This window comes from Nitrospirota bacterium, from assembly GCA_023229435.1.
Lineage (GTDB): Bacteria > Nitrospirota > UBA9217 > UBA9217 > UBA9217 > JALNZF01.
The window spans coordinates 68,406-92,658 of sequence record JALNZF010000006.1 but is presented as its reverse complement, the minus strand read 5'-3'; the positions used below and the strand labels follow the sequence as shown (position 1 = coordinate 92,658).

The following is a 24,253-nucleotide window of genomic DNA, read 5'->3' as shown; positions in this document are numbered from 1 at the left end:
AATCCTAATAAGGACCGAGTAACCGTTTACCATTGAAATGGATAAGATGTGTCGGAGATTCGGCAATCCAGGCAACTGTTTCCCAAGCAATATCGTAGAGGTATTTTATCATCGTCCGCCGGTTGAGAAACGCGGTCACATAAACAATGCCTGCCTTCGACCCCGCAAACAGTTCCTTTAACTCCTGTCTGCGCTTAGGGCTTACGGGTCCGTGACTGGTCACCGCTTCAATAAGAAAGAGCCAGTCCTTCTCAACGTGATGCACCACAACATCCGGCATCTTTCCATGTTCTTCGATCTTTACACCAAGCGCCTTCAAAGCGTCGGTGTCAAAATAAACCAATTTCACTTTAGAATGGCTAATATAAAGCACACGCCCGGCTGGGGTATACAGTGCGCAAAAATCGGCAAGAACCTTTTGTATCAAAATATTTTGCCTGCCCGGCAAAAGAGTGATGTCCTCACTGTTTGACAGTATAACAGGAATCCGTGGCATTTCACGTTCTTTTCCGTGGCGACGTTCCAAAGTTTTCATAATTTGCCAGCACTCACTTTTGGCTTGCTAATTCGGCTTACTTGATTCCCGGAGCAGTTACAAGCTGTATATCCCGTTAAGTTTAACAATATCCCAAATTGGGTTTAATGTCAACATCATGGTATAAAGAGGCCGAATGAAAAACTCCACTTACGACATTGCCTATCTTGAATTACGTCGGATACTTAAAGACTTGCGAGAAGAGAAGCATCTGACCCAAGAGCAATTGGCCCGTAAACTTTCTGTTCCCCAAAGCTTCGTCAGCAAGTATGAGACCGGTGAACGACGGCTAGACGTTATAGAAACCTTGCAGATTTGCCAAGCGCTCGAAACTTCAATAAATCAGCTGTTATCTAAAATCTCGAAGAGGGTCAAATGGCCGGCAAACCGATAAAAAAGAAGTCAAGTATTCAAACTGCCAAATTGATTACTCCAACGACGGCTCTAATCGTAGAGAAAACAACAACGGGTAACGCTACTGCTCGCCGTGCAGCGCAAATTCTTGTAGAAAAACAAGAAGGCTTTGCTCTCCCTACACCTAAGCAGAAAAAAAATATTGTTGTCGCTTTTGTTAAAAAAGATATGATCGTTTATGGTCGTGCTTTTGACATTGTTAAGCTACTTGCTCCTGTCAATCTCGATGATTTAGCAGAAGTTGAAGCAAAAATTAACAAAATCCAGCTTTTCGAAATTAAATCGACAAACAAAGAGAAAATGGGCCTTAACTTTAGAGGATATTTTTTTAGTCTTACCGCTGCTGAGGTACTTGTCGCCCAAAGCCTCAAGCTGCAGTTCAAATTTGCATTGGTCAACACTTTAACGAAGCACTACGTCGAACTCAGCCTGAACGAGCTATTCGGTCGAGCTAAAGGCATCTATCCAACTTGGAGCATTCTGTTATAATCTTGGGATCGATGCTCTCGACATACTTCGCGGCATCGTCGGAAAACCTACCCGTTGTGATTAAGACGCCCTTCTTTGCTCTTTTCCCATGAAGCGCGCCGACGAATTTCTGAATCTCAGGCCGACCCACGGTGCCTTCCAAGCTCTTGGCCTGCAGGTAGATCACATCCAGCCCCAGACGATCTTCCTTGATAATTCCATCAATTCCTTCATCGCCGCTTTGACCGATGGACTTACCCGCGTCCGCACGCGAACCGCCGTAACCAAGCGCAACCATCGCATCGACAACCAGCCGCTCGAAGAACTGGGGAGAGTTGCCCTTGATGAGCTCCAGTATCTCGGATGCCAGGTCGGCCCGGATATTTAAATATGCTTTTTGAAGAATCTCTTCAGGAGTTTCTATAGGTGAAGAATCGGTATGGGTATTATCCGAAACTTGATCGGTCTTTGAGGTATGGAACTCGACAAATTCAGGAAATTGATTAAGGATCTTTACATCGATGCGGTCATGGCCTTTTTTGTGCAACTCCTTGCCTCTTTCGGTAATGCGAAACCAGCCTCTGCGAGGAGATTCAAAAACATTTGCCTGGACGAAATAGCTCTTTGCCCAGGCAATGCGGTTGTCGAATTTTGTTTGCATCCCGCTCGGAAGCAACTCACGAAGGTCAGCCTCGGCAATATTCATTCGCCTGGCAATGATCTCCCTCGCCTCCTTCATGGAATGCTCTTTGCCGTCCGCGGCAATGTCCAGCAAGGTCTTGAAGAACGACTGGAAATCAGGAACCGCCATGATCGATCTCCTTGCTAATTCTATCAGTATTGATGCCTCTTCTTAACCAAGGCAAGAATACAATAACGATGAGGAAATGGCAAGAGGATTCAAGCGAGTCACAAGACACATTGATGAGATGAGAAGGGTAGAACATGGTCTTCGTCCGGGTTAATATCGACAAAGATTTCACTACAAGAACTTCGTCGGAAATGACCTGATACGCTTTTTAGAGTCTTACGTTGGAGTCGAGTAATATCCTAACGGGGTTTTTTACCATACCGCTCGTTGTGCAAGGCCTCCCGTTCCCGGACCAGACCAGCAAGTATGTTCTCTACCGAGAGCCCCTTTTCCTTCAGAATCCTTGCGATGCGTCTTCTCGCTTCGTCCAGTTCGATCTTTCGAGGCATAATTATGACCACGTCTCCCACGGGCACCAGTGAAACAGTCTGGCCTTCCTCAAGATGCGTCATCCGGCGTAATTTCTTGGGGATGGTCAGTTTGCCCTGGGCCTTGATCTCTGCTGTATACGGTTTTGTTGCAAACATGCGTTGCTCCTTAAATCAGAAACGTAAAAATGTATTGAGTTGAACTCAAAACAACCTCACTTCCACTTCCTCCCCCACCTCGATGCCGATCATGTTGAGCGGCACCACCACCGTGCCCACAGCTTTGACGAGCGTGCTGATAAGCCCTGACGCACCGAAGATGGGCCGAGCCCAGAGCTGACCATCCTTCTTTTCGAGCGTCACGCGCACATGGTCTTCGCGGCCGGGGGCGGACGGGATGCTCCGGGCAAGTTTTGCCTTCACGGTGCGATAGGGAGGAATACCCTCGAGCGTTGGATCGGGGACAGCGCCGGTGAACCGCGTCAAAACCGGTTTCACGAACACATCGAAACAGATCGAGACCGCGGCCTGGTGCCCCGGCAGCCCGAAAACAGGGATGGCAACACCCGTCCTCTTTTCTTTCACCACTCCGAGAATGATCGGTTTTCCCGGTTTGATGGAGACGCCGTGAACAAGCACCCCTGGCGGTCCAAGGTCGTTGATGACTCTGGCCGTGTAATCTGCGGTGCCGACCGAGCTTCCGCCCGTGAAGAGGATGATATGACAGTCCAGCATGGCCTCTTTAAGCGCTTCACGCAGACGATCATAGTCATCGGGCAGGATGCCTTTCCTGACCGCCATACCGCCGGCCGATGCGATCAGGCCTTCAAGATTGTAGGAATTGCTGTCTCGTATCCGTCCCGGTCCGGGCACGGTGTCAGCGGGAACAAGCTCGTTTCCCGTCGAGATAATCGCGATCCTCGGCTTTTCGAAAACGGGAACCTGTACGAAACCCATGCTGGCAAGCGCGCCCATATCCTGCGGTCTGATCACGTGCCCCCTGCCCAGAACAGTCTCGCCTTTACGCATGTCGTCGCCGACCCGGCTTACGTTCTCCTGGGGAGCTACCGCTTTCACGACCTCAATGCTCTTCTCATCCACGGGCTGGGTCTGCTCGAACATCACCACCGCGTCCGCGCCCAGCGGCAGCGCGCCGCCGGTGGCGATCTTCATGACTTCGCCCTTGCCAATGCCGCGTTCCGGCATGGTACCCATGAGGATATCTCCGACCACGGTGAGTAAAGCCGGACGCGATTCAGCGGCGCCGAACGTGTCGGCGCTCCTGACGGCATACCCATCCATGGTGGAGCGATCGAATTCGGGGAGATTTTCGGGAGAGCGGATTTCCTCGGCCAGTACTCTGCCGAGGGAATGGCTGATATGAATTATTTCCGACTGTGGGTGAGGAACAGTGAAATGCTCTTCGAGCGTTTTGAGCGCGTCTTCCCGGGAAATCACACCGGAACGGCCGAGCATGTCCTTGAGCGTCATTTTAACAACCTCGCCGGTGGCGAGAATTTCAAAGTGCAAAAGTCAAAGTGAAAAATGCAAAATGGCGGAACAGCACATGTCGAAATTTGCACTCTGCATTTTGCACTTTGCATTACTATTTCCCTTCCGCCTTGGCCTTGATCTTCCGCACGTACGATGCGGCGCGCATTCCGGCGACCGAACCTTCGCCCGCCGCTGCTATGATCTGCATCCCGCCGCACGTACAATCGCCGGCGGCGAACACGCCATCGAGGTTCATACGCTGGTTCTTGTCCACGATCAGGCAGCCACGGTCATCGGTCAGCCCTCCTGCCTTCAGGATAAGCTGCGAGATGGGCGTGGAGCCCATGGCGATAAAGACCCCTTCGAGGGGAAGCACGGCCTCAACACCGTCACGGCTGATCTTGAGGCCGGTGACCAGTTCATCGCCGACAACCGCATGGATCTTCGCCACGGGAAGGATCTCCACGTTCGGCTTGGATTTGAGCCGGTTCATGACCGCGGAGACGATGTCGAGCTCCTTATGCGGGACCATGGTCACTTTCTCCGCAAGGTCCGCGAGGTGGAGCGCTTCTTCAGCGGCCTCGCTGTCCGATCCGACCACGGCCACCTTCCTGCCCTTGAAGAAGTTGCCGTCGCAGGTCGCGCAGTAGGACACCCCTTTGCCGAGGAACTCCTTGGCGCCCGGGACCTCGAGCTTTTTCCGGGCAACACCGATGGCGATGATCACCGCGTGCGCTTCGTACGCCTCTTCGCGGGTGCGCACGAGCTTTACCTCTCCCTTCAGTTCCATGTCCACTACTTCCACGGGATAAATGATGGTTGCGCCGAACTTCTCCGCCTGTTTGGCCATGATCTGGGTAAGGTCCATGCCGTTGACGGTCTCATATCCCGGATAGTTCTCGATATGGGCGATCTTGGCGGTATAGCCGCCTACAAAATCCTTTTCGAGCACGACACTCTTCTGGCCTGCCCGTCCGAGATAGAGCGCGGCAGTGAGGCCGGCGGGGCCCGAGCCGATAATGATTACGTCGTAGAACTGCGCCATAGATAATTCCTCCTTAGATGTGGTTGACCGCCGCTGGAAAAGCGCGTATTCCCGCGATTGCCAATAGTGACTGGATCCTGCGAAGGGTGCGTGCCCCCGATAGGCACAAGCGTCTTCCCCGTAAACGGCGTGAATGCTCCATTTTATCCGAGCAACGGAGACAAGTCAACACCGGAAACAGGTTAATCCAAATGGCGCTTGCATGATACGCAGGGCTTCGGGTATGATAGAGCGAAGATATGAGGAGGCACAACGTGACGCGGGAAAAAATGATCGAAGCTGTTCGCCTGGCATCGGTAAGCAACCGACTGAGTTGCGAGAAAGCTCATGAACTTGCAAAGGAACTGAACACTTCGTTACAGGAGATCGGCGTGCTCTGCAATGAGATGAAGATCAAGATCGCATCCTGCCAGCTCGGGTGTTTTTAAGGACCAATTCCTAATGGATACCGTGTTCCTCGTCTAATTTTACCCCGGGCATGGTCAGGGAACTGGAGAAGCAGGTCACCAGGTTCTTGCCCATCGCTTTTGAGCGATAGAGCGCAATGTCGGCCTCCTGGATCAACTCGGAATAGCTCTTTTCGATTTCATGCCCCATGTTCGCCAGGCCGAGACTTACCGTCACCTTTTCAAAGGGGTGGGAAACTTTCACCGAAAAGGGGTATTCCTCAATGGTCTTTCGCACCCGCTCGGCGACCGGCAGGGCTTCCTCGACGCTGGTCTCCGCGAGCAATATCGAGAATTCCTCCCCCCCGTAGCGGAAGCAGGTGTCTGTGCTCCCGGTCCTGCACGCCGCGTTCAACAGCGGCCCTATCTGCGCTATTAACCTGCTGCCTTCAAGATGGCCATAGCGGTCGTTGATGCGCTTGAAATCATCGATGTCGATCATGATGAAGCAGAACTCCCTGCCGGTGCGCACCTTTCTGCGGACCTCTTCTTCGAGCTTCTCGATGAGCACGCGGTAATTGAGCAGGCCGGTCAGTTCATCCACCCGCGCGAGCTCAAGCGTTTTCTTAAAGAGCGCCGCCTTCTCCAGTCCGGCGGATATCAGGTGGGAAAGCGTCCGCAGGAGGTCGAATTCCTCGACCTTGAAGGCGGATAGTTTGTTGTGGCTGAAACCCATGACTCCGACGATGCGGTTCTCATTCTTGAGCGGTATGCCGATATAGCTCCCGAGTTCCTTTTTTTCGTCCGGGTAATGAAGGAAACTTCCGAACAACGCGGTGTCGTCTAAAAAGATCGGCTCACCGCTTGCCGCGATCTCGCCTGGAGCGCCATGGTCAAAAGAAAGGGATTCCATTGTTCTGGCCTGCGATGCGGGTGGCTGAAAAAAGATCGGCTCCAAACCGGACATGTCCTTCTTTACCATATAGACGGAGGCATCCTGAAAGCTGACCGCCTTGCCGATGGATGACATGATCTTTTGGATAAGCTCGGAAGGTTCCAGTTCTGAGGCGATGATCTTGCCGACATCATAGAACAGGTGGGTATCGGTGAGCTTTTGGTAAAAAAGTGTCTTATAGTCGCGGTCGGGTGCGCTCCGCTTACTCTTTTTTTCTTTCACAATTTTCCGTTTCAGCATTGCCCACCTGCAAAGGAAAGGGATTAGTATATCTTAGTGGTCTATCTTAGTGAAGAATATACCACATTATGCGTTATCTAACCAGAATTAATTTTATTGCTCCCGGCGCATACGGACATCATGTCAAGATTTACCACATAGCTCACGAAGAAGGGATTGAATATATGGAGAAAGTGCCTCTGTGACATTTCTCTCCCTCAGCGCCTCTTTATTACCAGCGCCGTTTGTTTTTTTATTGAACCTCTTTTGGAGACGTTCCAACCACAGAGTTCACAGAGGTCCATATATCTAATAGATTTTCTCTGTGTTCTCTGCCTGCACCCGCGTTTTCGCAAGAGCAGGGTGTGGTTAAGTTTTGCCTGCGCCCGGCGATCCGGATCGATCACTTCACCCCGACCGTATGCGCTTCCGCTCTGAACACCAGCCTCCGGCCGCTCTTGTCGACAATTATCCGGGAGCCCTCCTTTACGTCGCCGGAGAGGATTTTCGACGCGAGCGGGTTCAGCACGTCCCGCTGGATCACCCGCTTGAGCGGCCGCGCCCCGTAGACCAGGTCGAACCCTTCTTCGGCAAGCAGTTCCTTCGCGCCGTCGGTAAGCTCGATCTCGATCTTTTTGTCCGCCAGCCGTTTCTGCACCAGCCCGACCTGGATCGTAACGATCTTTTTCAGCACCTCCGCGTCCAGGGAGTGGAAGATGACCGTATCGTCCACGCGATTCAGGAACTCGGGCCTGAAGTGCTGACGCATGGCATCCATCACCCGGCGCCGCATCTCCTCCTCGTCGTTCTGCAATTCCTGGATATACTGACTTCCGATGTTCGACGTCATGATCACCACGGTATTCTTAAAATCAACGGTCCGGCCGTGCCCATCCGTGAGCCTGCCGTCGTCGAGCAGCTGCAACAGCACGTTGAACACCTCCGGATGGGCCTTCTCGATCTCGTCGAACAGGATCACCGAGTACGGCCTCCTGCGCACCGCCTCGGTCAATTGTCCGCCCTCGTCATATCCCACGTATCCCGGAGGCGCACCAATGAGACGCGATACGGTGTGGCGCTCCTGATACTCGGACATATCGATGCGGATCATAGCCTGCTCGTCGTCGAAAAGGAACTCGGCAAGCGCCCGCGCAAGCTCGGTCTTTCCCACGCCCGTGGGGCCCATGAAAATGAAGCTTCCGATCGGCCGGTTCGGGTCCTGGATGCCTGCCCGCGCCCTGCGCACCGCGTCTGAAACGAGAACGATCGCCTCGTCCTGCCCCACAACGCGCATGCGCAGCCGGTCTTCCATGTGCAGAAGCTTCTGCATTTCGCCCTCGAGCATTCTGGTCACCGGAACCCCGGTCCACTTGGACACGATCTCCGCCACGTCCTCGTCGTCAACCTCTTCCTTCAGGATCTTTTGATGCTCCTGAACGGCGGCCAGTTTCCCTGATTCAGTTTCGAGCTGTTTCTGGAGCTCCAGGAACGTGCCGTAGCGCAGTTCGGCAGCGCGGCCAAGGTTGCCCTCGCGCTCGGCCTTGTCCGCATCGATCCTGGCCTGCTCGATCTGTTCCTTGATGGTCCGTATCTTCTGGATCCCGGCCTTTTCCGACTGCCACTGCGCCCGCTGGCCGCTCCGTTTCTCCGAAAGCTCGGCAATCTCCTTTTCGATCTTCGCAAGCCGCTCGCGCGACGCGGGATCCTGTTCCTTCTTCACCGCCTCACGTTCGATCTCGAGCTGCCTGATCCTGCGTTCCACCTCATCGAGCTCCGTGGGCATGCTGTCGATCTCCATGCGGAGCCGCGACGCGGCTTCATCGATCAGATCAATTGCCTTGTCCGGCAAAAAACGGTCCGCTATGTACCGGTGGGAAAGGACCGCAGCGTTCACGAGCGCCGAATCCTTGATCTTGACCCCGTGATGCACCTCGTACCGCTCCTTGAGACCGCGCAGGATGGAGATGGTGTCCTCCACCGACGGCTCGCGAACCACCACGGGCTGAAACCTGCGTTCGAGAGCCGGGTCCTTCTCGATATATTTGCGGTATTCGTTCAAGGTGGTGGCGCCCACGCACCTGAGCTCGCCGCGCGCAAGCGCGGGTTTGAGCATGTTCGACGCATCCATGGCGCCTTCAGCCGCGCCGGCCCCGACCACGGTGTGAAGTTCGTCGATGAACAGGATCACCTCGCCGCTCGCCTCGGTCACTTCCTTCAGCACGGCCTTCAGCCGGTCCTCGAACTCACCGCGGTACTTCGCGCCGGCGATCAGCGCTCCCATATCAAGGGCGATCACCCGTTTGTTCTTGAGCCCCTCAGGTACGTCGCCGCTCACCACGCGCTGCGCGAGCCCTTCGGCAATGGCGGTCTTGCCCACGCCGGGCTCGCCGATCAGCACGGGGTTGTTCTTGGTGCGCCGGGACAGCACCTGCACCACACGACGTATCTCTTCATCCCTGCCGATCACGGGATCGAGCTTGCCGCGCCGCGCCATGTCGGTAAGGTCCCTGCCGTATTTGGCAAGGGCCTGATATTTATCTTCGGGGTTCTGGTCCGTTACCCGCTGGGAACCGCGGATATCGACAAGGACCGTGAATATTTTGTCCTTTGAAACGCCATGGCGGGAAAGGATCTCACGCGCCGCGCCGTTACCGTCCACAGCAGCGATCAGGAGGTGCTCGGTGCTGATATACTCGTCCTTGAGCCGCTCCGCCTCCAGCTCGGCCCGCTCGAACAGCTTGTTGAGCCGCGGTGAAAGATAGGTCTGCGCCAGTCCCTCCACCTTCGGCAGTTTGTTGAGCGCCTCATCAATATCGACCTTGATCCTGCCGGGGTCCGCGCCCAGCTTCTTCAAGATGGGCACCACCACACCTTCAGGCTGGTCAATCAGGGCGAGCAGCAGGTGCTCGCTCTCGATCTGCTGATGACGGAGCTTTCCGGCCAGTTCCTGCGCCGCCTGCACCGCTTCCTGGGATTTTAATGTAAATTTGTCAAAACGCGCCATGGTTGCCTCCGTTTGTGAATCACGATGGACGATCGTTCGCATGAACTGCACGATGGACGAGAGACGACCGTTCACTTCGTTCACTAGGACGACGGACGCATAAGACTTTATTTCCTACGTCCTTCGTCCGTCGTCCCTCATCCCTCGTCCTACCTTCCTCGTCCGTCGTCCCTCGTCCTTCGTCTATCGTCCCTCGTCCTTCGTGATCTTTATTCTTCTCCCCACCGGCACCAGGGCATTTTTCATCTCTTCCCTGCGCCGTATCTCGCGTTCAAGTTCATCGTGGAGATGCAGGATCGTATTTTCCATTTCGCGCTGCATCTGCTCCATCTTCTCGCGCATCGAAAGGATCACTTCAACCCCGGCAAGGTTCACCCCAAGCTCGCGCGTGAGCCTCAGGATCATCTCAAGCTTCTCCACGTCCTCCTCGGAATAGAGCCTCGTGTTTCCTTCACTCCGCCTGGGTTTGATGAACCCCTCACGTTCATAGATCCGGAGCGTCTGCTGGTGGATTCCCAGCATTTCCGAGACCACGCTGATCATAAACAATCTGTCTTCACGAGCAGCCATATTTACCTCACTGCAAATTACGACGGACGATCTTGAACTGCACGATGGATGATGGACGACCGTTCGCACGAACTGCACGATGGATGATGGACGACCGTTCGCTTCGCTCTCTAGGACGACGGACGTAAAAAAACTTTACATCCTACATCCTACGTCTAACTTCCTACGTCCCTCGTCTATCGTCACTCGTCTCTCATCCGTCGTCCATCGTCCCTCATCCTTCATCTTTTTCTGAATCCCCTGAACGTTATGTCCTTACGCGGTTCGGACGGATGCATTTTGTCAACCTCGCGCAGAAGTTCCTTCCCGCGTTCTGAAAGCGCGGTCGGCGTGACAATCTTGATCGTCACATAATGGTCTCCCACGCCCCCTCCGCCGAAGTGCGGCACGCCCTTGCCTTTCAGTTTGAGCTGCTGCCCGGTCTGCACTCCCGGCGGCAACGTGAGCCAGACCATGCCGTCCACGGTCGGGATCTCGATCTTGTCGCCGAAGACCGCCTCTTTCACCGTGACATTCGCTTCGGAATACAGATTATCGCCCTTGCGCTCAAAATACCCGTGGGGCCTGACCTTGGTGATGATATACACATCTCCAGAAGGCCCTCCGCGCTCGCCGGGCCCGCCCATGCCCGCAACGCGCACCTTGGACCCATTGTCAACGCCGGCAGGTATCTTTACATTGATGCGTTCTGATTTTTGGACAACACCATGGCCCCCGCAGGCCCGGCAGGGACTGGGATTGATCGTCCCCTCTCCGCGGCAGGTCGAGCAAGGCTGGGCCATCTGCATAAATCCTTTCCCCTGGGCAATGCTCCCCGCTCCCATGCAGGTCGGACAGGTTCTGCGGGATGTCCCGGGTTGAGAACCCGATCCATTGCACGTTGAACAGGCCGCTTCGCGCTGCAGATCGACCTGCATGGTGCGTCCGAAGATCGCATCTTCAAGGTCAACTTCAACGGAATAGGTTGTGTCTTCTCCCTTACCCGGTCCCCGGGGCCTTGCCCGGTTGCCGAAGATATTTCCAAAGATGTCCTCAAACCCGCCGCCGCCTCCGCCGCCCCTGAAGTAGTCCGCGCCCTGCGTGAATCCCTCAAAACCATGACCCGGACCGGGCCCCTGCTGACCAAAACCCTGATCAAACGCCGCGTGCCCGAACTGATCGTACTGCTGTTTTTTCTTCGTATCGGAAAGGATTTCGTACGCTTCATTCATCTCCTTGAATTTCTGTTCCGCGGTCTTGTCATTGGGATTTACATCAGGATGGTACTTCCTAGCCAGCTTTCTGAATGCCTTCTTTAACTCGGCATCAGATGCGCCCTTCTTAACGCCCAGGATATCGTAATAATCTCTTTTCGTAGCAGCTCCCATATTCACCTCATAATTTAATGGCAACTATATTATAAAATATGAGTCATTCATTGTCAAGTATTAGACAAAAAAAATATCTATCTATTCATTTCGTATATTTTTAATTCATTCATCACATTTTTGACTGCATCACCCACCTCAATGTCAATAAATGCGCTATTTTTATATATCCATACCACTTTACCATCATTTTTCAGGTTAATTATGGCATTTTCTATTTTATCTTGATACTCCTTGCTCCATATATTTTTTTTACAAGCTATCGGCCACAATAACCTTATCAAATCAAGTATATATATCCTTATCATTGGATCTCCATCCGTAAGTGAACTGATTATTATTTTCTGATAATTCATGACCAGTTCAGGTGAAGTCTCCGCTATCCTCATCAGGGCATATATAACGCCGGGCCTGAACACTTTTTCTTCTATTTCGTACACCTCGGCGATAAGCGGAATGATATCGCTGAATTTCCCCGGGTCTGCGCTCACGATCTCGCCAAGGATCTCGGGCGCGGCCCATCCGATGCCGCCCGACTCGTCTGACAGGGACCACAACAGTTTTCGTATGGTCACTCTCAGAAATTCATCATCCGTCTTTACCAGCGCCTTTGCAACGCGACCGATCGCCTTGATCGCCCGCCATCCCGCGAGCGTGTCCTTATCATAGGCAATTCTGACAAGCTGACTCAACGCCCTCCTGTGCTGCTGCACGAGGGACACAACCGCATCAAGGTCGTTCTGCTCGAGCGCTTGCTGAATGGTCCTTTTTATTTCTAATTGGGTCATACGATTGATCAAATCGATCTTGTGACATTGTTAAGATTTACCACAGAGCACACAGAGCGTCTTCTTGACAAATAAACTCAACGTGCATGGGAATTCCCCGGGCATTCCTCCGTGCCCTCTGTGGTTTCTTTTTTTGTCCCTATTTTATATAATCATACGTTTACGCGAACTGCCCCGCGGCGTATCCGGAGGCCCAGGCCCAGTGGAGATTGTAGCCTCCCAGCAATCCGGTCACATCAACCACTTCGCCGATGAAATAGAGGCCGGGCGACTTCTTCGCCTCCATGGTCTTTGAGGACAGTTCGTCCGTATTCACCCCGCCCGCGGTCACCTCGGCAACATCATACCCTTCGGTCCCTTTGGGGATGATCTTCCAGGCATGAAGACCTTCCGCTATCTCTTTCAGCTCTTTATCAGAATATTGATTGATCGGTTTTGATGTGATCAGGTGATCGCACCAGGTCTGGACGAACCGCCTGGGGAGATGTCCTGCGAGCAGGGTATGCATCTCCAACCTGCTCTGCCGCGCGGACAGAAAGGTTTTCTGGATATCCAATGCAGGGAGGAGATCGATCTGCAACGGATCACCGGGCTCCCAGAAAAGCGATGCCTGGAGCGCGGCAGGTCCGCTCAGCCCGCGGTGGGTGAAGAGAATGTTCCCGCGAAAACTTTTTTTGCCGACGGAGACAGCGGCGGCAAAGGCAATGCCTGCCAGTCCCTTGAAGACCTTTTGGTCGCTGCCCGGGAACACGAAGGGAACGAGCGCCGGCCGGACCTGCGTGACCTTGAGTTTGAACTTCCTCGCCACCTCATGTCCAAAACCGCTCGCTCCCAGCTTGGAATAGGAGAGCCCGCCAGTGGCAATGATTAGCGAGTCCGATGAGAATACCCCCTCGTTCGTGGTGACCGTGAACACTCCTGCATGGCTGATATCTGATACGCGGCACTTGAGCCGTATCTCCACGCCCGCCCGGGCACACTCCTGTTCGAGCGCGGCGATGATCTCCCGGGAGCTCTTGACGCAGAACATCTGGCCCGCCTCTTTTTCGAAATAGGTAATGTGGTATTTCTCGATAAAAGAGAGGACATCGCGGGGCGTAAAGCGCGCAAGTGCCGATCTGCAAAAGTGGGAATTGCGGGAAAGATAGTGGTCAGGGGTGACGTTCAGGTTCGTGAAATTACAGCGTCCGCCGCCGGAGATGCGTATCTTGGAGCCTGTTTTTTCAGCATGGTCGATCACCAGCACGGACCGGTCGCGCTTGCCGCATTCGATAGCGCACAAGAGACCCGAGGCTCCGGCGCCGATGATGATGACGTTTTTTTTCACGGGCATGGGATTACCGACATTTACCGTTTTTTCAGCGGGGACATCAGCCATTCCAGTGTCCTATCGAGACCGCAGGGGCAACCACAGACACGTGCCCCGACCATGTGCAATTCAGGATATCATCAATTTTCCTCAAAGACAAGAAGTTATGAAGTGAATTTATATGAAAAATTCTTGGCAAGTACATCCTCCTTTTGCTATAGTTGTTCCAGGACGTTTTAAAATATCCGTTCTCCGCGAACACTGTTCACGGATCTTGACACCAGCACGACTAAGGAGGCAGCCGATGGAAACCGTACCTTCATATTCCGCACATCCCTGGATCCGTTTCTATGAAGAAGGAATTCCCGCACACCTGGAGTATCCCAATATCACCCTGGGAGAGATCCTGTCCCGCACCGTGTCGAAGTATCCGGACCATACCGCGCTCCTCTTCTTCGGGGCAAAGATATCCTATGGCCTGCTTGATGCGCTCGTGAACAAGTTCACCCATGCGCTCATCGGGCTTGGCGTAAAAAAAGGCGATCGGGTGGCGCTCATGCTCCCGAACATCCCGCAGATGGTCATTGCCTATTACGGGACGCTCAGGATGGGCGCCATTGCCGTTGCCACCAATCCCCTCTACCATGAGCACGAGCTCGAAGTACAGCTCAAGAACAGCGGCGCGGAAACGCTCGTGGCCGTCGATATGTTTTATCCCATTATCTCCCCTGTCCTTTCCAAGACAAGCGTCAAACATCTGATCCTCTGCGGCATCAAAGACTATCTGCCCTTCCCGCTGAACCTGCTCTATCCGATCAAGGCGAAGATCGAAAAGCAGTGGGTGCCCGTAAAGCGGGTGCCGCCGATCTACGACTTTTTGTCCCTGCTCGGCAAGGCACAGGCAACACCGGTGAACATCGCTGTTTCTCCCGACGACACTGCCATTCTGCAGTATACCGGGGGCACGACAGGTACGCCCAAGGGCGCGGTCCTTACGCATCGAAATCTCGTTGCCAATACCGTGCATAACAAGGTCTGGCTCACACGCGGGAAGGAGGGAGAGGAGAGGCTACTGGCCGTCATTCCCTTTTTCCATGTGTACGGCATGACCACGGCAATGAACCTCGGAGTGCTGCTCGGCGCCGAACTGATCCTCCTCCCCAAGTTCCATACCAAAGAGGTGCTCGAAGTTATCAATAAATATCGTCCCACGATCTTCCCGGGCATCCAGGCCATGTACCTGGCGATCGGCAACTACCCGAAGATCCATAAGTACGACCTCACCTCGATCAAGGCCGCGATCAGCGGCGCCGGCCCGCTCATGCACGAGGTGCAGGAACGGTTCGAACAGCTGACCAAGGCCCGGATCGTAGAAGGCTACGGCCTGTCCGAGGCCTCCCCCGTCACCCACTGCAATCCTGTTTTCGGCAGACGGAAGATGGGAAGCATCGGGTTGCCGTTCCCGGACATGGATGCAAAAATAGTGGACATCAAGACCGGAGAAAAGGAAATGCCCATTGGCGAAACCGGGGAGCTCGTGGTCAAAGGCCCGCAGGTGATGAAAGGCTATTGGAACAATCCCGAAGAAACAGCGCAGACACTCCGCGGGGGATGGCTCCACACCGGCGACATCGCCAAGATGGACGAGGAAGGTTACTTTTTCATCGTGGACCGCATCAAGGACATGATCAAGACCGTGGGCGAGAATGTCTACCCCCGGGAGGTTGAGGAGGTTCTGTTCACCCACCCCAAGGTAAAGGACGCCGTCGTTGTGGGCATTCCTCACGAGAAGTTCCTTGGCGAGAAGATCAAGGCATACATTGTGCTCAAGGACGGTGAGACTGCCACGGCGGAGGAGATCATTCAGTTTTGCAGGGAACAGCTCTCAAAATTCAAAGTACCGAAGGAAGTCGAGTTCCGGAGCCAGCTCCCGAAGACGCTCGTGGGCAAAGTACTGCGGAGGATCCTCCGGGATGAAGAGCTGAAGAAAACAGAAGCGAAGCAGTAGAAACCCGAAGGAGGATGGACGACCGTTCGCACGAACTTCACGATGGACGATAGACGATCACGCCACGGCGTGACTTTGCTCACTAGGACGACAGACGCATAAGACGTTACGTCCTACTCCTACTTCCTTCGTCCCTCGTCTATCGTCCCTCGTCCGTCATGCCCGGTTATGTCCTCAGCGCCTCTGCGGTGAAATAGTATTGTTTATGTCTCTATCATTTTTGAAGCTTTGCCGTTAACGCGGGAACAAACTGCATCACATCGGCCACCACCAGAACGTCCGCCACCTCGCCGATGGGAGCGTCCTTGTCCTTGTTGATGGCCACCACGAATTCCGATTTTTTCATCCCCGCCACATGCTGAATAGCGCCGGAAATGCCGCACGCCACGTAAAGCTTCGGCGCCACGATCTGGCCGGTGGTTCCGACCTGACGGCTGTGCTCGACCCATCCCGCATCGACCACCGGTCTGCTCGCCCCCAGCTCTCCCCCGAGGGCCTTGGCCAGCGCGACGATGATCGCCACGTTCTCTTTTTTGCCGACCCCTCTCCCGGCGCTGACGATCACCTCTGCCCGGGCCAGATCCACTTCCTTTTTCTGTGCAGGTTCATAGCCGACGAACTCCAGTGGAGAAACAGCATCGGTCAAGTCGATCTTTTCGATCTGCGCCTTCCCCTGGGGTTCCCCGGCAACGTTGAAGGCGCCGGCCTGAATGGTGAGGACCATCTTCCCCGTCTGTGGAGTAACGATCCGTCGCAGCTTTGCATTGCAGAGACCGACCTCGAATTTTCCTTCGTTGATGCCCGTGATCTCGGAAACCTGACCGACCTTGAGGGCCGCGGCCACCCGCGGGGCCAGGTCCCAACCATAGGAGGAATGGAGGAAAACGATAGTGTCGGGGTTTTCCCTCTTGACTGCTTCGAGTATGATCTTCTTATGCAGGTCCGGGTTGTATTCGCCGTATCGGGCAACATCGGCAAGGTAAACCTTGACGTTGACCCTGGGGACTTCCGCTTCTTTCCCGATCAGGACCATTGCCTTGTCAGCGCCCAGTTTGTCGGCAAAGGCCGCCAGTTCATAGCTGGAATCGAGGAGCTTCCCTTCCCGGTATTCACAAATGAGCAGTGCTTTCATGATGATCCTCCTGATCCGGAGAAACCGGAACCAAAATTTACCACGAAGACACGAAGGCACGAAGAAATACCTGCGCAGCTTCAAGGTTTCATTTACCCATTGGTCCTCAGACCTTCTTAGTGTCTTGGTGCCTTCGTGGTGAAAAGTTTTTTATTTTACAACCTTCGTCTTCTCTTTCAGAATGCCGACAAGCTTGCCGACCATTTCATTCACATCCCCTTCCAGAACAACGCCGCTCCCCTTCTTCGCCGGAGGATACGCGCTGGCGGTGGCGGTCAGTTCCTTCTCCTTAAGCAGGTCGGCGATGGGGAAGGCGAGGAGCTCCTTCTTTTTGGCCTTCATGATATTCGGAAGGGTCGGATAGCGGGGCGTATTGAGCCCCAGTTGACAGGTGACCAGCGCCGGCGATTTGAGCTTCACCACCGCCTTCACTCCCCCTTCAAGTTCCCGCTTTGCAATAATGACCCCGTCTGCAAAGGCAAAGCCGACCACGGTGGTAACGCAGGGGATGTTCAGGAGTTCGGCTGTAATGGGCCCGACCTGTGCCGAGCCCCGGTCCTGGGACTGCATCCCCATGAAGATCAGGTCGAAGTTCTTGTCGCGGCTGAATTCTGCGATGACCGAGGCTATCTGCCAGGGATCTTTCCGATAAGAGTCTTTGTCCTGAATGTGCACCCCGTGATCGCACCCCATGGCCAGTGCTTTCTTGATCACCTCGACGACCCGGTCAGGGCCGATGGAAAGGACGGTAATGTCCGGCGTGTTGCCCTGCTGCTCCTTGAACTGCACTGCCTGCTCAACGGCGAATTCATCATACTCGTTCATCCTGAAGGCCAGATCGGTCTCGTCATACCAGACCCCTTCCCCGTTGACCTTGAACCGGGATGCCATGTCGGGCACCTGCTTGATGCAGACCAGTATCTTCATCACATCCTCCTAATTCGGAACCACGAAAAACTGAGCTTTGTCCGCAGATTACGCAGATTCAAAATAAAGACCGTCATAGATCTTTGTTAAAAGATTCAATCTGTGAAATCTGCGCAATCTGCGGATAATATTTTGACCTAAGTATTTACGATTATTACTCCTTCGTAATTATCCTTGCCGCAATAATCTCAGCCAGATCAACCGCCTTCAGTTGTTCCTCGCAGTTGTTGGTCTTTATCCCGTCCTCGAACATCGTGAGACAGAATGGACAATTGGAGACCAGGAGCGGGGCCCCGGTTGCCTCGGCCATGGTTACCCGCGCTGCGTTGATCCTCGTCCCGAGCTTCTCCTCGGCCAGGATCCTGCCTCCGCCGCCGCCGCAGCAGAAGCTCGCGTACCCGGACTTTTCCATCTCCGTGATCCTGCCCCCGGCCGCCTTGAGCACCGCGCGCGGCTGGGTGGTGATATCCTTGTAGCGTCCCAGGTAGCAGGAGTCGTGATAGGTAAAATCAAAGACTGATGGTTTTATGTTGAGCCTGTTGTTCTTGATCAGCCCGTTGATAAAGGTGCTGTAGTGCTCAATATCGATATTCAGTCCAAGGTCCTTGTAATCTCTCCCCAGGGTGTTGAAACAGTGGGGGCAGGTGGTGACGATCTTCTTGACACCGTAGGCCTTGATCCGCTCGATGTTCTGGGCGGCCATCATCTGGTAGAGATATTCGTTCCCGAGCTTCCTTGGCGGCTCGCCGCAGCATTTTTCTTCTTTGCCGAGGATGCCGACACGGATGCCCGCCGCGTTGCAGATCCTGATGAAGCTTCGGGCAATGTCCCGGTTCCTCTTGTCAAAAGAAGCATAACAACCGACGAAGTAGAGGATGTCCACATTTCTGTCCCGCTCCATAATCTTCACGTCGAGCCCATCAGCCCATTCCCCCCGTGCCGCATAGGCGAGACCAAAGGGGTTGCCGTTCACTTCGATATCGTTAATTGCGGTCCGCACCTCGTCACCGGGGAAGACTCCCTCCATAAGAGAGAGGTTCCTGCGCATCTCGAGGATCTTGTTCACGTGCTCGATCGCTGCCGGGCAGATGTCCTGGCAGGCGTAGCAGGTGGTGCATGCCCAGAGAACGTCCTCGCCGATCGTTTCGACCAGGCCTGCCTGGGGTTTGGTGAATGCTACTTCGCCGATCTGTTTCACGACCTTCATCGGAGACAGGGGTTTGCTTGTTGCATAGGCCGGGCAGCGGTCCTGGCAGCGCTTGCAGCTTGTGCAGGCGTCGGCATCGAAAATGTCCTTCCACGTGAGGTCTGAGACTTTTGCCGCTCCGAACTGTTTGGCGTTTTCGTCCTCCAGGTTAATGGTGTCGATACTGCCCTTGGGCGAAAGGTCGGTGAACAAATAATTCGTGGAGGTGGTAAAGATGTGGCGCAGCTTGGTGAAGGGAATGATGACGATGAAGCCCATGCTCAGAAAAAAGTGTGCCCACCAGAGTGTCTTATGGGTACGGGACAATGCCTCGGGCGTCATACCGAGGAAGAAGAGCTTCCCGAAGAGCATGCCGACGGGAGAGAAGAGCGCCAGGCCGGGATTGGTCACGAGTTCGGTATCAGCGATCCGCAGCCCTTCGACGACAAAGCCGGTCAACAGGATTGCAAACAGCAGTGCGTGCACCACATAGTCGTCTCGGATGGTCTCCAATCCTTCCGGCTTTACGAAAAAGCGGCGCACGAGAAGCGCTCCGAGCATGACCAGCGCGACAAGGCCGGCCAGATCGAGAGCCAGGGAGAATAACTTGTAGAACGTCCCTTTGAGAAAGATCCACCCAAAGACCGGTTGGGTGAAATCAACCTGGGCCATGACAAGAAGTGTGCCGATGAAGAGGGTGCCGAAGCCCCAGAAAAAGAGGGCATGCAGAGAGCCGGGGCCGAGCACGCGAAGCACCTGCACCTGGGCAAACAGGTTTTTCAGCAGCAGGAATATCCGCTCCACCGGCCGGTCAAACCTGTTCAGAGCCTTTCCCTGTTTATAGGTGGCGAAGCGCCGGTAAAATCCGTACAGAAGCGCTGCGATGGCGAAAAAGGCGAAAAAGTACATCGGCACTATTACCCCGTGCCCGACGTTCCAGTATATTTCCCGCGTAGCTTCCATGGATGCTCCTAAGGGGACTATGGATGCAGCATATCGATACCGTCAATGCCCTTGAAATGCTTCCTGTCAAAGGTATAGACAGCCCGAACCTCGACAGTTTTGGCGAAGGCAACGATCCATGCATCTATGAAATCGATCACCTCATCGCGATAAATCGCAATGGCATCAGAGACGATGCCCTTGTCACTGACCTCGACACCGTGCGTGTGCAGGATTGCGTTCAGGAGCGGCACAATCTCGCTGCGTTCGAGTTTATAAAAGCTTTGAAGGATCCAGACCAGTTCCGCGATCACGATAGAGGGGATCAGCAGCCTGATCTCTCCCTGCGCCGCTTTGAGCAAAAGGCGTTTGACATCGTTTGCCTTGGATGGATCGTCCCCGGTCAGATAGCGGACGAGAAGATTGGTATCGATGACAGCGCGCTTACGGTCTTCCGCCACGCTTGCCCGCCTTTCTCCCGACATGCGTTCTGGCTGCCTCCCGGACAATGTCGACATCGGCATGTTTGGCCCGTCCCTTGAGATACCCCTTATAATCCAGAAGGGACTCCGCGGGTTTGATCACAAACGTATCATTCTCCTGCTCGAAAACAACCACGCCGCCTTCCCGAAGATGCAGGATATCCCGCACTTTCTTGGGAAGCGTGATCTGGCCTTTCGATGTAATCTTCGCGGTAACGGTCATGTCGCTTCTCCTTACCCTGGATGTTGCTCCTTACTTTTGATTATAACCAATGTCTTATACATTTTCAAGCGGAAATCAGAGGAGGAGGTGGGGTATCTCCGGAGGGCAACCGGTATGGGGCGGACGCGCTAATTTGACTCATGCAATTCAATTTTAAAATAATTGCGTTTGTATTATTGCTGCAATCCGCCTTCCTTTTCCGCCTTCAGTATTGCTTCCTCGATGCGGGAAGCAATAGCTTCCGGGTTCTGAACATCGACGCCTGACATATCAATGTCCTTGATGATCTTTTCAGTTTGGCGCATGAAATGCCCCAGGACAACGCGCTTTTCCGCCAAAATCCTGCGATCACGAGTCTCCCAAAATGCGCCTTCATCGTTCACCGTGAGATCTGAAATATATTTCTTCTTGAGATGATCGAATAGCTCTACGATTCGGATGTGAGCATCAATGTTCCCGAACTGGGTTTTGCACATGGTGAAGCGCTCGCTCCGTCCATTGTCGTCCAACCAGGATATCTGCTGCATCAAGTCTGTCAACACGCCGGACCTGTCGAAAAGGATGGCCAACGATTCTGCTTGCGGGTCAATGTTCACAATGATTCCCTTCAGCCCCACCGATCCCTCGATTTTGGCGCCCGGCAAGCCCGAGTCGCGTCGGGTCAATACTGCGTTCGGCTGCACATCAAAGTCATCGTCTATGACGTGATGTTTCCAGTTGTTTTCCTCAGCGACTTTTTTTAAATCGTCTATCACATGCGGGATGTCTTCGATACGATCAAGTTTGCCCGATGCGAATATCGTGATACCCATCCGGTTCCCCTCCCGAACAATGTGTTAGCCTGTAGGTTGGGCTGAATGGTTTCTTCGTGAAGCCCAACTTATCGTGTCGATAAATGTTGGGCAAGATGACCCATTTTGCCCAACCTACCAACTAAGGTCGCTTGTCGGTTAACACCATAAATTGAACAGATACACTCATCACGGCAAAGGTCCAGTGCTCCAGCCAATTCAGGGGGGTATATCGACACCAAAATCACAGTTCAGATCATTCGACTTTCGCTCATGATGGTAAGCATAAGTCGAACCAGTTCAGAGTTCAACGTTCAAGTCTTCATTAAGGAAAAAAGCGCGAGGTGCAATGTACGGAGCACACAACTGTTCCTGGTTTATCGGTAAACTTCATCGTGACTCCCGATATCGAGCAGGATAATTTCTTTTTCGGTGACCACAAGGGTGAGGGTGATTCGATATCCGTGGGTAAGGCTGACTGCCTGGCACCCTTTTAATTTTCCGCCGAGATTATGAAATGCGAGATGCGCTTGAAAAGGGTCCTTTTCAAGGTCCCGGAGGACGTCGGCAAGTTGTTTCTTCAGTTCCGGATGTCGTTTTGCAAATTTCTCTGCTGCCCGGGTAAAGTGGGCGGTCCAGACGAGGGTATACATTCTTCAGTCTTCCAGCCCCAGGTTTTTGATCAAGTCTTTCGCAGTCCCACGTTTTACCCGGCCGGCCTTGACGTCCGCAAGCGATAGCTGAACGCGCGCAATATAGGCCTCATCCTCCGCTTCGACCAACTGTTGGTATCGTTCCTCGGAAAGCACGACGTATTGCGGCTGGTTGTTCTTGATCACATGAACAGGCCCGTCTTTTATATCTTCATCAACTGCTGAGATTCCCCTCTTCTTGATTTCCTGAGCCGCGATGGTTTTCATTTTTATTTAGCACTCCATTCAGTACTTTATTTAGTACTCAAATGTTACCATAATCAGCACTAAATATCAAGTCATTTCAAGGATATATTTATAGACAGGCAATTCATCCGTGTTGGGCCTAAAAAATATACTTCTCCGCCTCAATGGCGGCATTAGCCAACAGACGCTTCTCCCGGAGGAGACCGGTGGCGTCGTATTTGGTGAACCGCCTGATCCCGCCGAGCAGAATGGTCAGGGTGTCTCCCTCTTCGATGAAGAAGGCCGCCTTGCGCGCCGCGGTGGCTGCACGCTCCGAGGCATTGAAGGTAAAGACCTTTACCGCGGCCGTGACAGCCGTTTTTTTTGCTTCGCTCAGCGTCGGCATGATCTTTTCAGCGCGCAGGACAGCGCTCTCGATGGCGAAGATGTTGATTGCCACGTCGGCGACCGCCAGGAGGACCTCCTGCTCATCCTTGATGGTTGTCATGAATTTTTGCACGCCGCTCCCCGCGATCACCAGGAAGACCTTTTTCAAATTGGCGAGGAGCGTCTTTTCCCCGGAAAAGGGGCCGCCGTCGCCTGACTCGTCGAGTGACGGGGTCGTGAGCGCTTCGATCGCCTTCATTGCCTCGCGCTGCAGCGGCAGCTCCCCTTTCAGGGACCGCGTCAGGATCATGCCCGGGATCAGGAGGCGGTTGATCTCGTTCGTGCCCTCGAAGATCCGGTTGATCCGTTCATCGCGGTAGAAGCGTTCGGCGGGATAGTCCTGGATGAAACCATAGCCCCCGTAGATCTGCACCACCTCGTCCACCACGTCGGCAAGCACCTCACTGCAGAACACCTTGGCGATGGCGCACTCGATGGCGTACTCCTCGATCCCCTTCTGGTAGATTTCGTAGTAGTTGGGAATGTCCTTGGAAATGGTCGCCAGCTTATTGTCGATCATCCCCGCCAGGCGATAGACAAGCGAATCCGAGGCAAAGATCGCGGCAGTCTGATCGGCGATCTTTTCCTTGATCGCGCCGAAGCTCGCAATGGGAACGCCGAACTGCTTCCTCTCCGTTGCGTACTTGATCCCTTCGCCAAGTGCGTGCTTCGCGGCCCCGGTCACTGCCGCGCCGAGCTTGAAACGACCGACGTTCAGAACGTTGAAGGCGATCTTGTGCCCCTTGCCGATCGTGCCGAGCAGGTTCTCCTTCGGCACCTTCGCGTTCTCGAGCACGACCTGCGTGGTGGATGTGCCCCTGATCCCGAGCTTTTTCTCCTCGGCCCCGATGGACAACCCCTCGGTGTTCTTTTCCACGAGGAATGCGGTAAAGTGCTCCTTGTCTATCTTGGCAAAGATCGTGAAGAGGTTTGCGAAGCCCCCGTTGGTAATGAACTGCTTCGTGCCGTTCAGCAGGTAGTATTTCCCGTCCGGGGAAAGGGTGGCGGTGGCCTTTGCCCCAAGAGCATCGCTCCCCGAGTCCGGCTCGGTCAGGCAGTAGGCGGCGACCCACTCGCCGCTGATGATCTTCTTCAGATATTTTTCCTTCTGCTCCTTGGTGCCGTAGTAGACGAGCGGAAGCGTGCCGATGCCGGTATGGGCCGAGTAGGTCACGGCAAAAGAGCCGGCAATAGAGATCTTCTCCGCCACCAGCATGCTGGTCGCCTTGTCGAGTTCCAGGCCGCCGTACTCCTCGGGCGCATCGATCATGAGCAGTCCCAGCTCGCCGCATTGTTTCATCAGCTGGACCGACGCGTCGAAATTGTGGTTCTCGATCTCCTCCAGACGGGGGAAGACCTCATTCAGCACAAACTGGGCGGTGGTCTCTCCGATCTGTTTCTGCTCGTCGGTGAAGTCCTCGGGTGTAAAGACATCGTCCTTGGTCACGTCGGTGATCAGGTACTCGGCCCCTTTGAACAGTTTTGCAGTCATGGTATTCACCTC

The 24,253-nt window shown here is 54.0% G+C and carries 24 protein-coding genes; 4 read left to right on the top strand and 20 right to left on the bottom strand.

All coding sequences use genetic code 11. From position 1 onward, the window contains the following. Window positions 1-4: 4 nt before the first annotated feature. The gene (locus tag M0R70_06520; GenBank protein ID MCK9419013.1) at window positions 5-535 is read right to left on the bottom strand and encodes a hypothetical protein; all 531 of its coding nucleotides are present in this window, start codon (window positions 533-535) and stop codon (window positions 5-7) included. Window positions 536-671: 136 nt separating this feature from the next. Between M0R70_06520 and M0R70_06515 the strand changes: the two genes are divergently transcribed. Further along, on the top strand, window positions 672-929 hold the full coding sequence (locus M0R70_06515; protein ID MCK9419012.1) for a helix-turn-helix domain-containing protein: 258 nt from the start codon (window positions 672-674) through the stop codon (window positions 927-929). Continuing rightward, entirely contained in the window at window positions 911-1,438 is a 528-nt protein-coding gene (locus M0R70_06510; protein ID MCK9419011.1) for a hypothetical protein, read from the top strand. The genes M0R70_06515 and M0R70_06510 overlap by 19 nt, the downstream gene beginning before the upstream one ends. Here M0R70_06510 and M0R70_06505 read toward each other — a convergent pair. The 4 genes from M0R70_06505 to M0R70_06490 all read right to left on the bottom strand — a co-directional run bounded on the left by M0R70_06505 (window position 1,401) and on the right by M0R70_06490 (window position 5,135). Beyond that, window positions 1,401-2,228, bottom strand: coding sequence for a restriction endonuclease (locus M0R70_06505; GenBank protein ID MCK9419010.1), 828 nt, complete (start codon window positions 2,226-2,228; stop codon window positions 1,401-1,403). The genes M0R70_06510 and M0R70_06505 overlap by 38 nt on opposite strands. 239 nt (window positions 2,229-2,467) lie before the next feature. Then, window positions 2,468-2,755: an AbrB/MazE/SpoVT family DNA-binding domain-containing protein gene (locus M0R70_06500; GenBank protein MCK9419009.1), complete on the bottom strand. Its 288-nt coding sequence runs from the start codon at window positions 2,753-2,755 to the stop codon at window positions 2,468-2,470. 45 nt (window positions 2,756-2,800) lie between these two features. Beyond that, window positions 2,801-4,087 (bottom strand): molybdopterin molybdotransferase MoeA, encoded by a 1,287-nt coding sequence (locus tag M0R70_06495; protein ID MCK9419008.1) that lies wholly within the window; start codon window positions 4,085-4,087, stop codon window positions 2,801-2,803. 115 nt (window positions 4,088-4,202) lie between these two features. Then, window positions 4,203-5,135: an FAD-dependent oxidoreductase gene (locus M0R70_06490; protein ID MCK9419007.1), complete on the bottom strand. Its 933-nt coding sequence runs from the start codon at window positions 5,133-5,135 to the stop codon at window positions 4,203-4,205. Window positions 5,136-5,389: 254 nt separating this feature from the next. Here M0R70_06490 and M0R70_06485 point away from each other — a divergent pair, with 254 nt between their 5' ends. Beyond that, on the top strand, window positions 5,390-5,563 hold the full coding sequence (locus M0R70_06485; GenBank protein ID MCK9419006.1) for a hypothetical protein: 174 nt from the start codon (window positions 5,390-5,392) through the stop codon (window positions 5,561-5,563). Window positions 5,564-5,573: 10 nt separating this feature from the next. Here the strand turns inward: M0R70_06485 and M0R70_06480 are convergent, their stop codons facing one another. From M0R70_06480 to M0R70_06455, 6 genes are all read right to left on the bottom strand, one after another. Then, window positions 5,574-6,698, bottom strand: a complete 1,125-nt coding sequence (locus tag M0R70_06480) for a sensor domain-containing diguanylate cyclase (GenBank protein MCK9419005.1) — start codon at window positions 6,696-6,698, stop codon at window positions 5,574-5,576. Window positions 6,699-7,098: 400 nt separating this feature from the next. Next, window positions 7,099-9,699 (bottom strand): ATP-dependent chaperone ClpB, encoded by a 2,601-nt coding sequence (clpB, locus tag M0R70_06475; GenBank protein MCK9419004.1) that lies wholly within the window; start codon window positions 9,697-9,699, stop codon window positions 7,099-7,101. 183 nt (window positions 9,700-9,882) lie between these two features. Beyond that, a complete protein-coding gene (locus M0R70_06470; GenBank protein MCK9419003.1) occupies window positions 9,883-10,269 on the bottom strand; it encodes a helix-turn-helix transcriptional regulator in 387 nt (128 codons plus the stop codon). A 221-nt stretch (window positions 10,270-10,490) separates the two neighbouring features. Further along, window positions 10,491-11,636, bottom strand: coding sequence for a molecular chaperone DnaJ (gene dnaJ / locus M0R70_06465; GenBank protein MCK9419002.1), 1,146 nt, complete (start codon window positions 11,634-11,636; stop codon window positions 10,491-10,493). Between the two features lie 77 nt (window positions 11,637-11,713). Next, window positions 11,714-12,424, bottom strand: a complete 711-nt coding sequence (locus M0R70_06460) for a hypothetical protein (protein ID MCK9419001.1) — start codon at window positions 12,422-12,424, stop codon at window positions 11,714-11,716. Between the two features lie 160 nt (window positions 12,425-12,584). Next, window positions 12,585-13,802, bottom strand: a complete 1,218-nt coding sequence (locus M0R70_06455) for an NAD(P)/FAD-dependent oxidoreductase (GenBank protein ID MCK9419000.1) — start codon at window positions 13,800-13,802, stop codon at window positions 12,585-12,587. A 235-nt stretch (window positions 13,803-14,037) separates the two neighbouring features. Between M0R70_06455 and M0R70_06450 the strand changes: the two genes are divergently transcribed. Further along, window positions 14,038-15,741, top strand: coding sequence for a long-chain fatty acid--CoA ligase (locus M0R70_06450; protein MCK9418999.1), 1,704 nt, complete (start codon window positions 14,038-14,040; stop codon window positions 15,739-15,741). Between the two features lie 214 nt (window positions 15,742-15,955). Here the strand turns inward: M0R70_06450 and M0R70_06445 are convergent, their stop codons facing one another. From M0R70_06445 to M0R70_06405, 9 genes are all read right to left on the bottom strand, one after another. Further along, a complete protein-coding gene (locus M0R70_06445; protein ID MCK9418998.1) occupies window positions 15,956-16,873 on the bottom strand; it encodes an electron transfer flavoprotein subunit alpha/FixB family protein in 918 nt (305 codons plus the stop codon). A gap of 150 nt (window positions 16,874-17,023) precedes the next feature. Further along, a complete protein-coding gene (locus M0R70_06440) occupies window positions 17,024-17,800 on the bottom strand; it encodes an electron transfer flavoprotein subunit beta/FixA family protein (protein MCK9418997.1) in 777 nt (258 codons plus the stop codon). Between the two features lie 154 nt (window positions 17,801-17,954). Next, window positions 17,955-19,949, bottom strand: a complete 1,995-nt coding sequence (locus M0R70_06435; protein ID MCK9418996.1) for a heterodisulfide reductase-related iron-sulfur binding cluster — start codon at window positions 19,947-19,949, stop codon at window positions 17,955-17,957. 17 nt (window positions 19,950-19,966) lie between these two features. After that, window positions 19,967-20,413, bottom strand: coding sequence for a type II toxin-antitoxin system VapC family toxin (locus tag M0R70_06430; protein ID MCK9418995.1), 447 nt, complete (start codon window positions 20,411-20,413; stop codon window positions 19,967-19,969). Further along, window positions 20,373-20,633, bottom strand: a complete 261-nt coding sequence (locus M0R70_06425) for an AbrB/MazE/SpoVT family DNA-binding domain-containing protein (protein ID MCK9418994.1) — start codon at window positions 20,631-20,633, stop codon at window positions 20,373-20,375. Before M0R70_06425 ends, M0R70_06430 begins: the two co-directional genes overlap by 41 nt. 173 nt (window positions 20,634-20,806) lie before the next feature. Further along, a complete protein-coding gene (locus M0R70_06420) occupies window positions 20,807-21,445 on the bottom strand; it encodes a hypothetical protein (protein MCK9418993.1) in 639 nt (212 codons plus the stop codon). 356 nt (window positions 21,446-21,801) lie between these two features. Further along, a complete protein-coding gene (locus M0R70_06415) occupies window positions 21,802-22,077 on the bottom strand; it encodes a type II toxin-antitoxin system mRNA interferase toxin, RelE/StbE family (protein MCK9418992.1) in 276 nt (91 codons plus the stop codon). Window positions 22,078-22,080: 3 nt separating this feature from the next. Continuing rightward, window positions 22,081-22,344 (bottom strand): prevent-host-death protein, encoded by a 264-nt coding sequence (locus M0R70_06410; GenBank protein MCK9418991.1) that lies wholly within the window; start codon window positions 22,342-22,344, stop codon window positions 22,081-22,083. Window positions 22,345-22,462: 118 nt separating this feature from the next. Then, window positions 22,463-24,241, bottom strand: coding sequence for an acyl-CoA dehydrogenase family protein (locus M0R70_06405; GenBank protein ID MCK9418990.1), 1,779 nt, complete (start codon window positions 24,239-24,241; stop codon window positions 22,463-22,465). Window positions 24,242-24,253 lie beyond the last annotated feature (12 nt).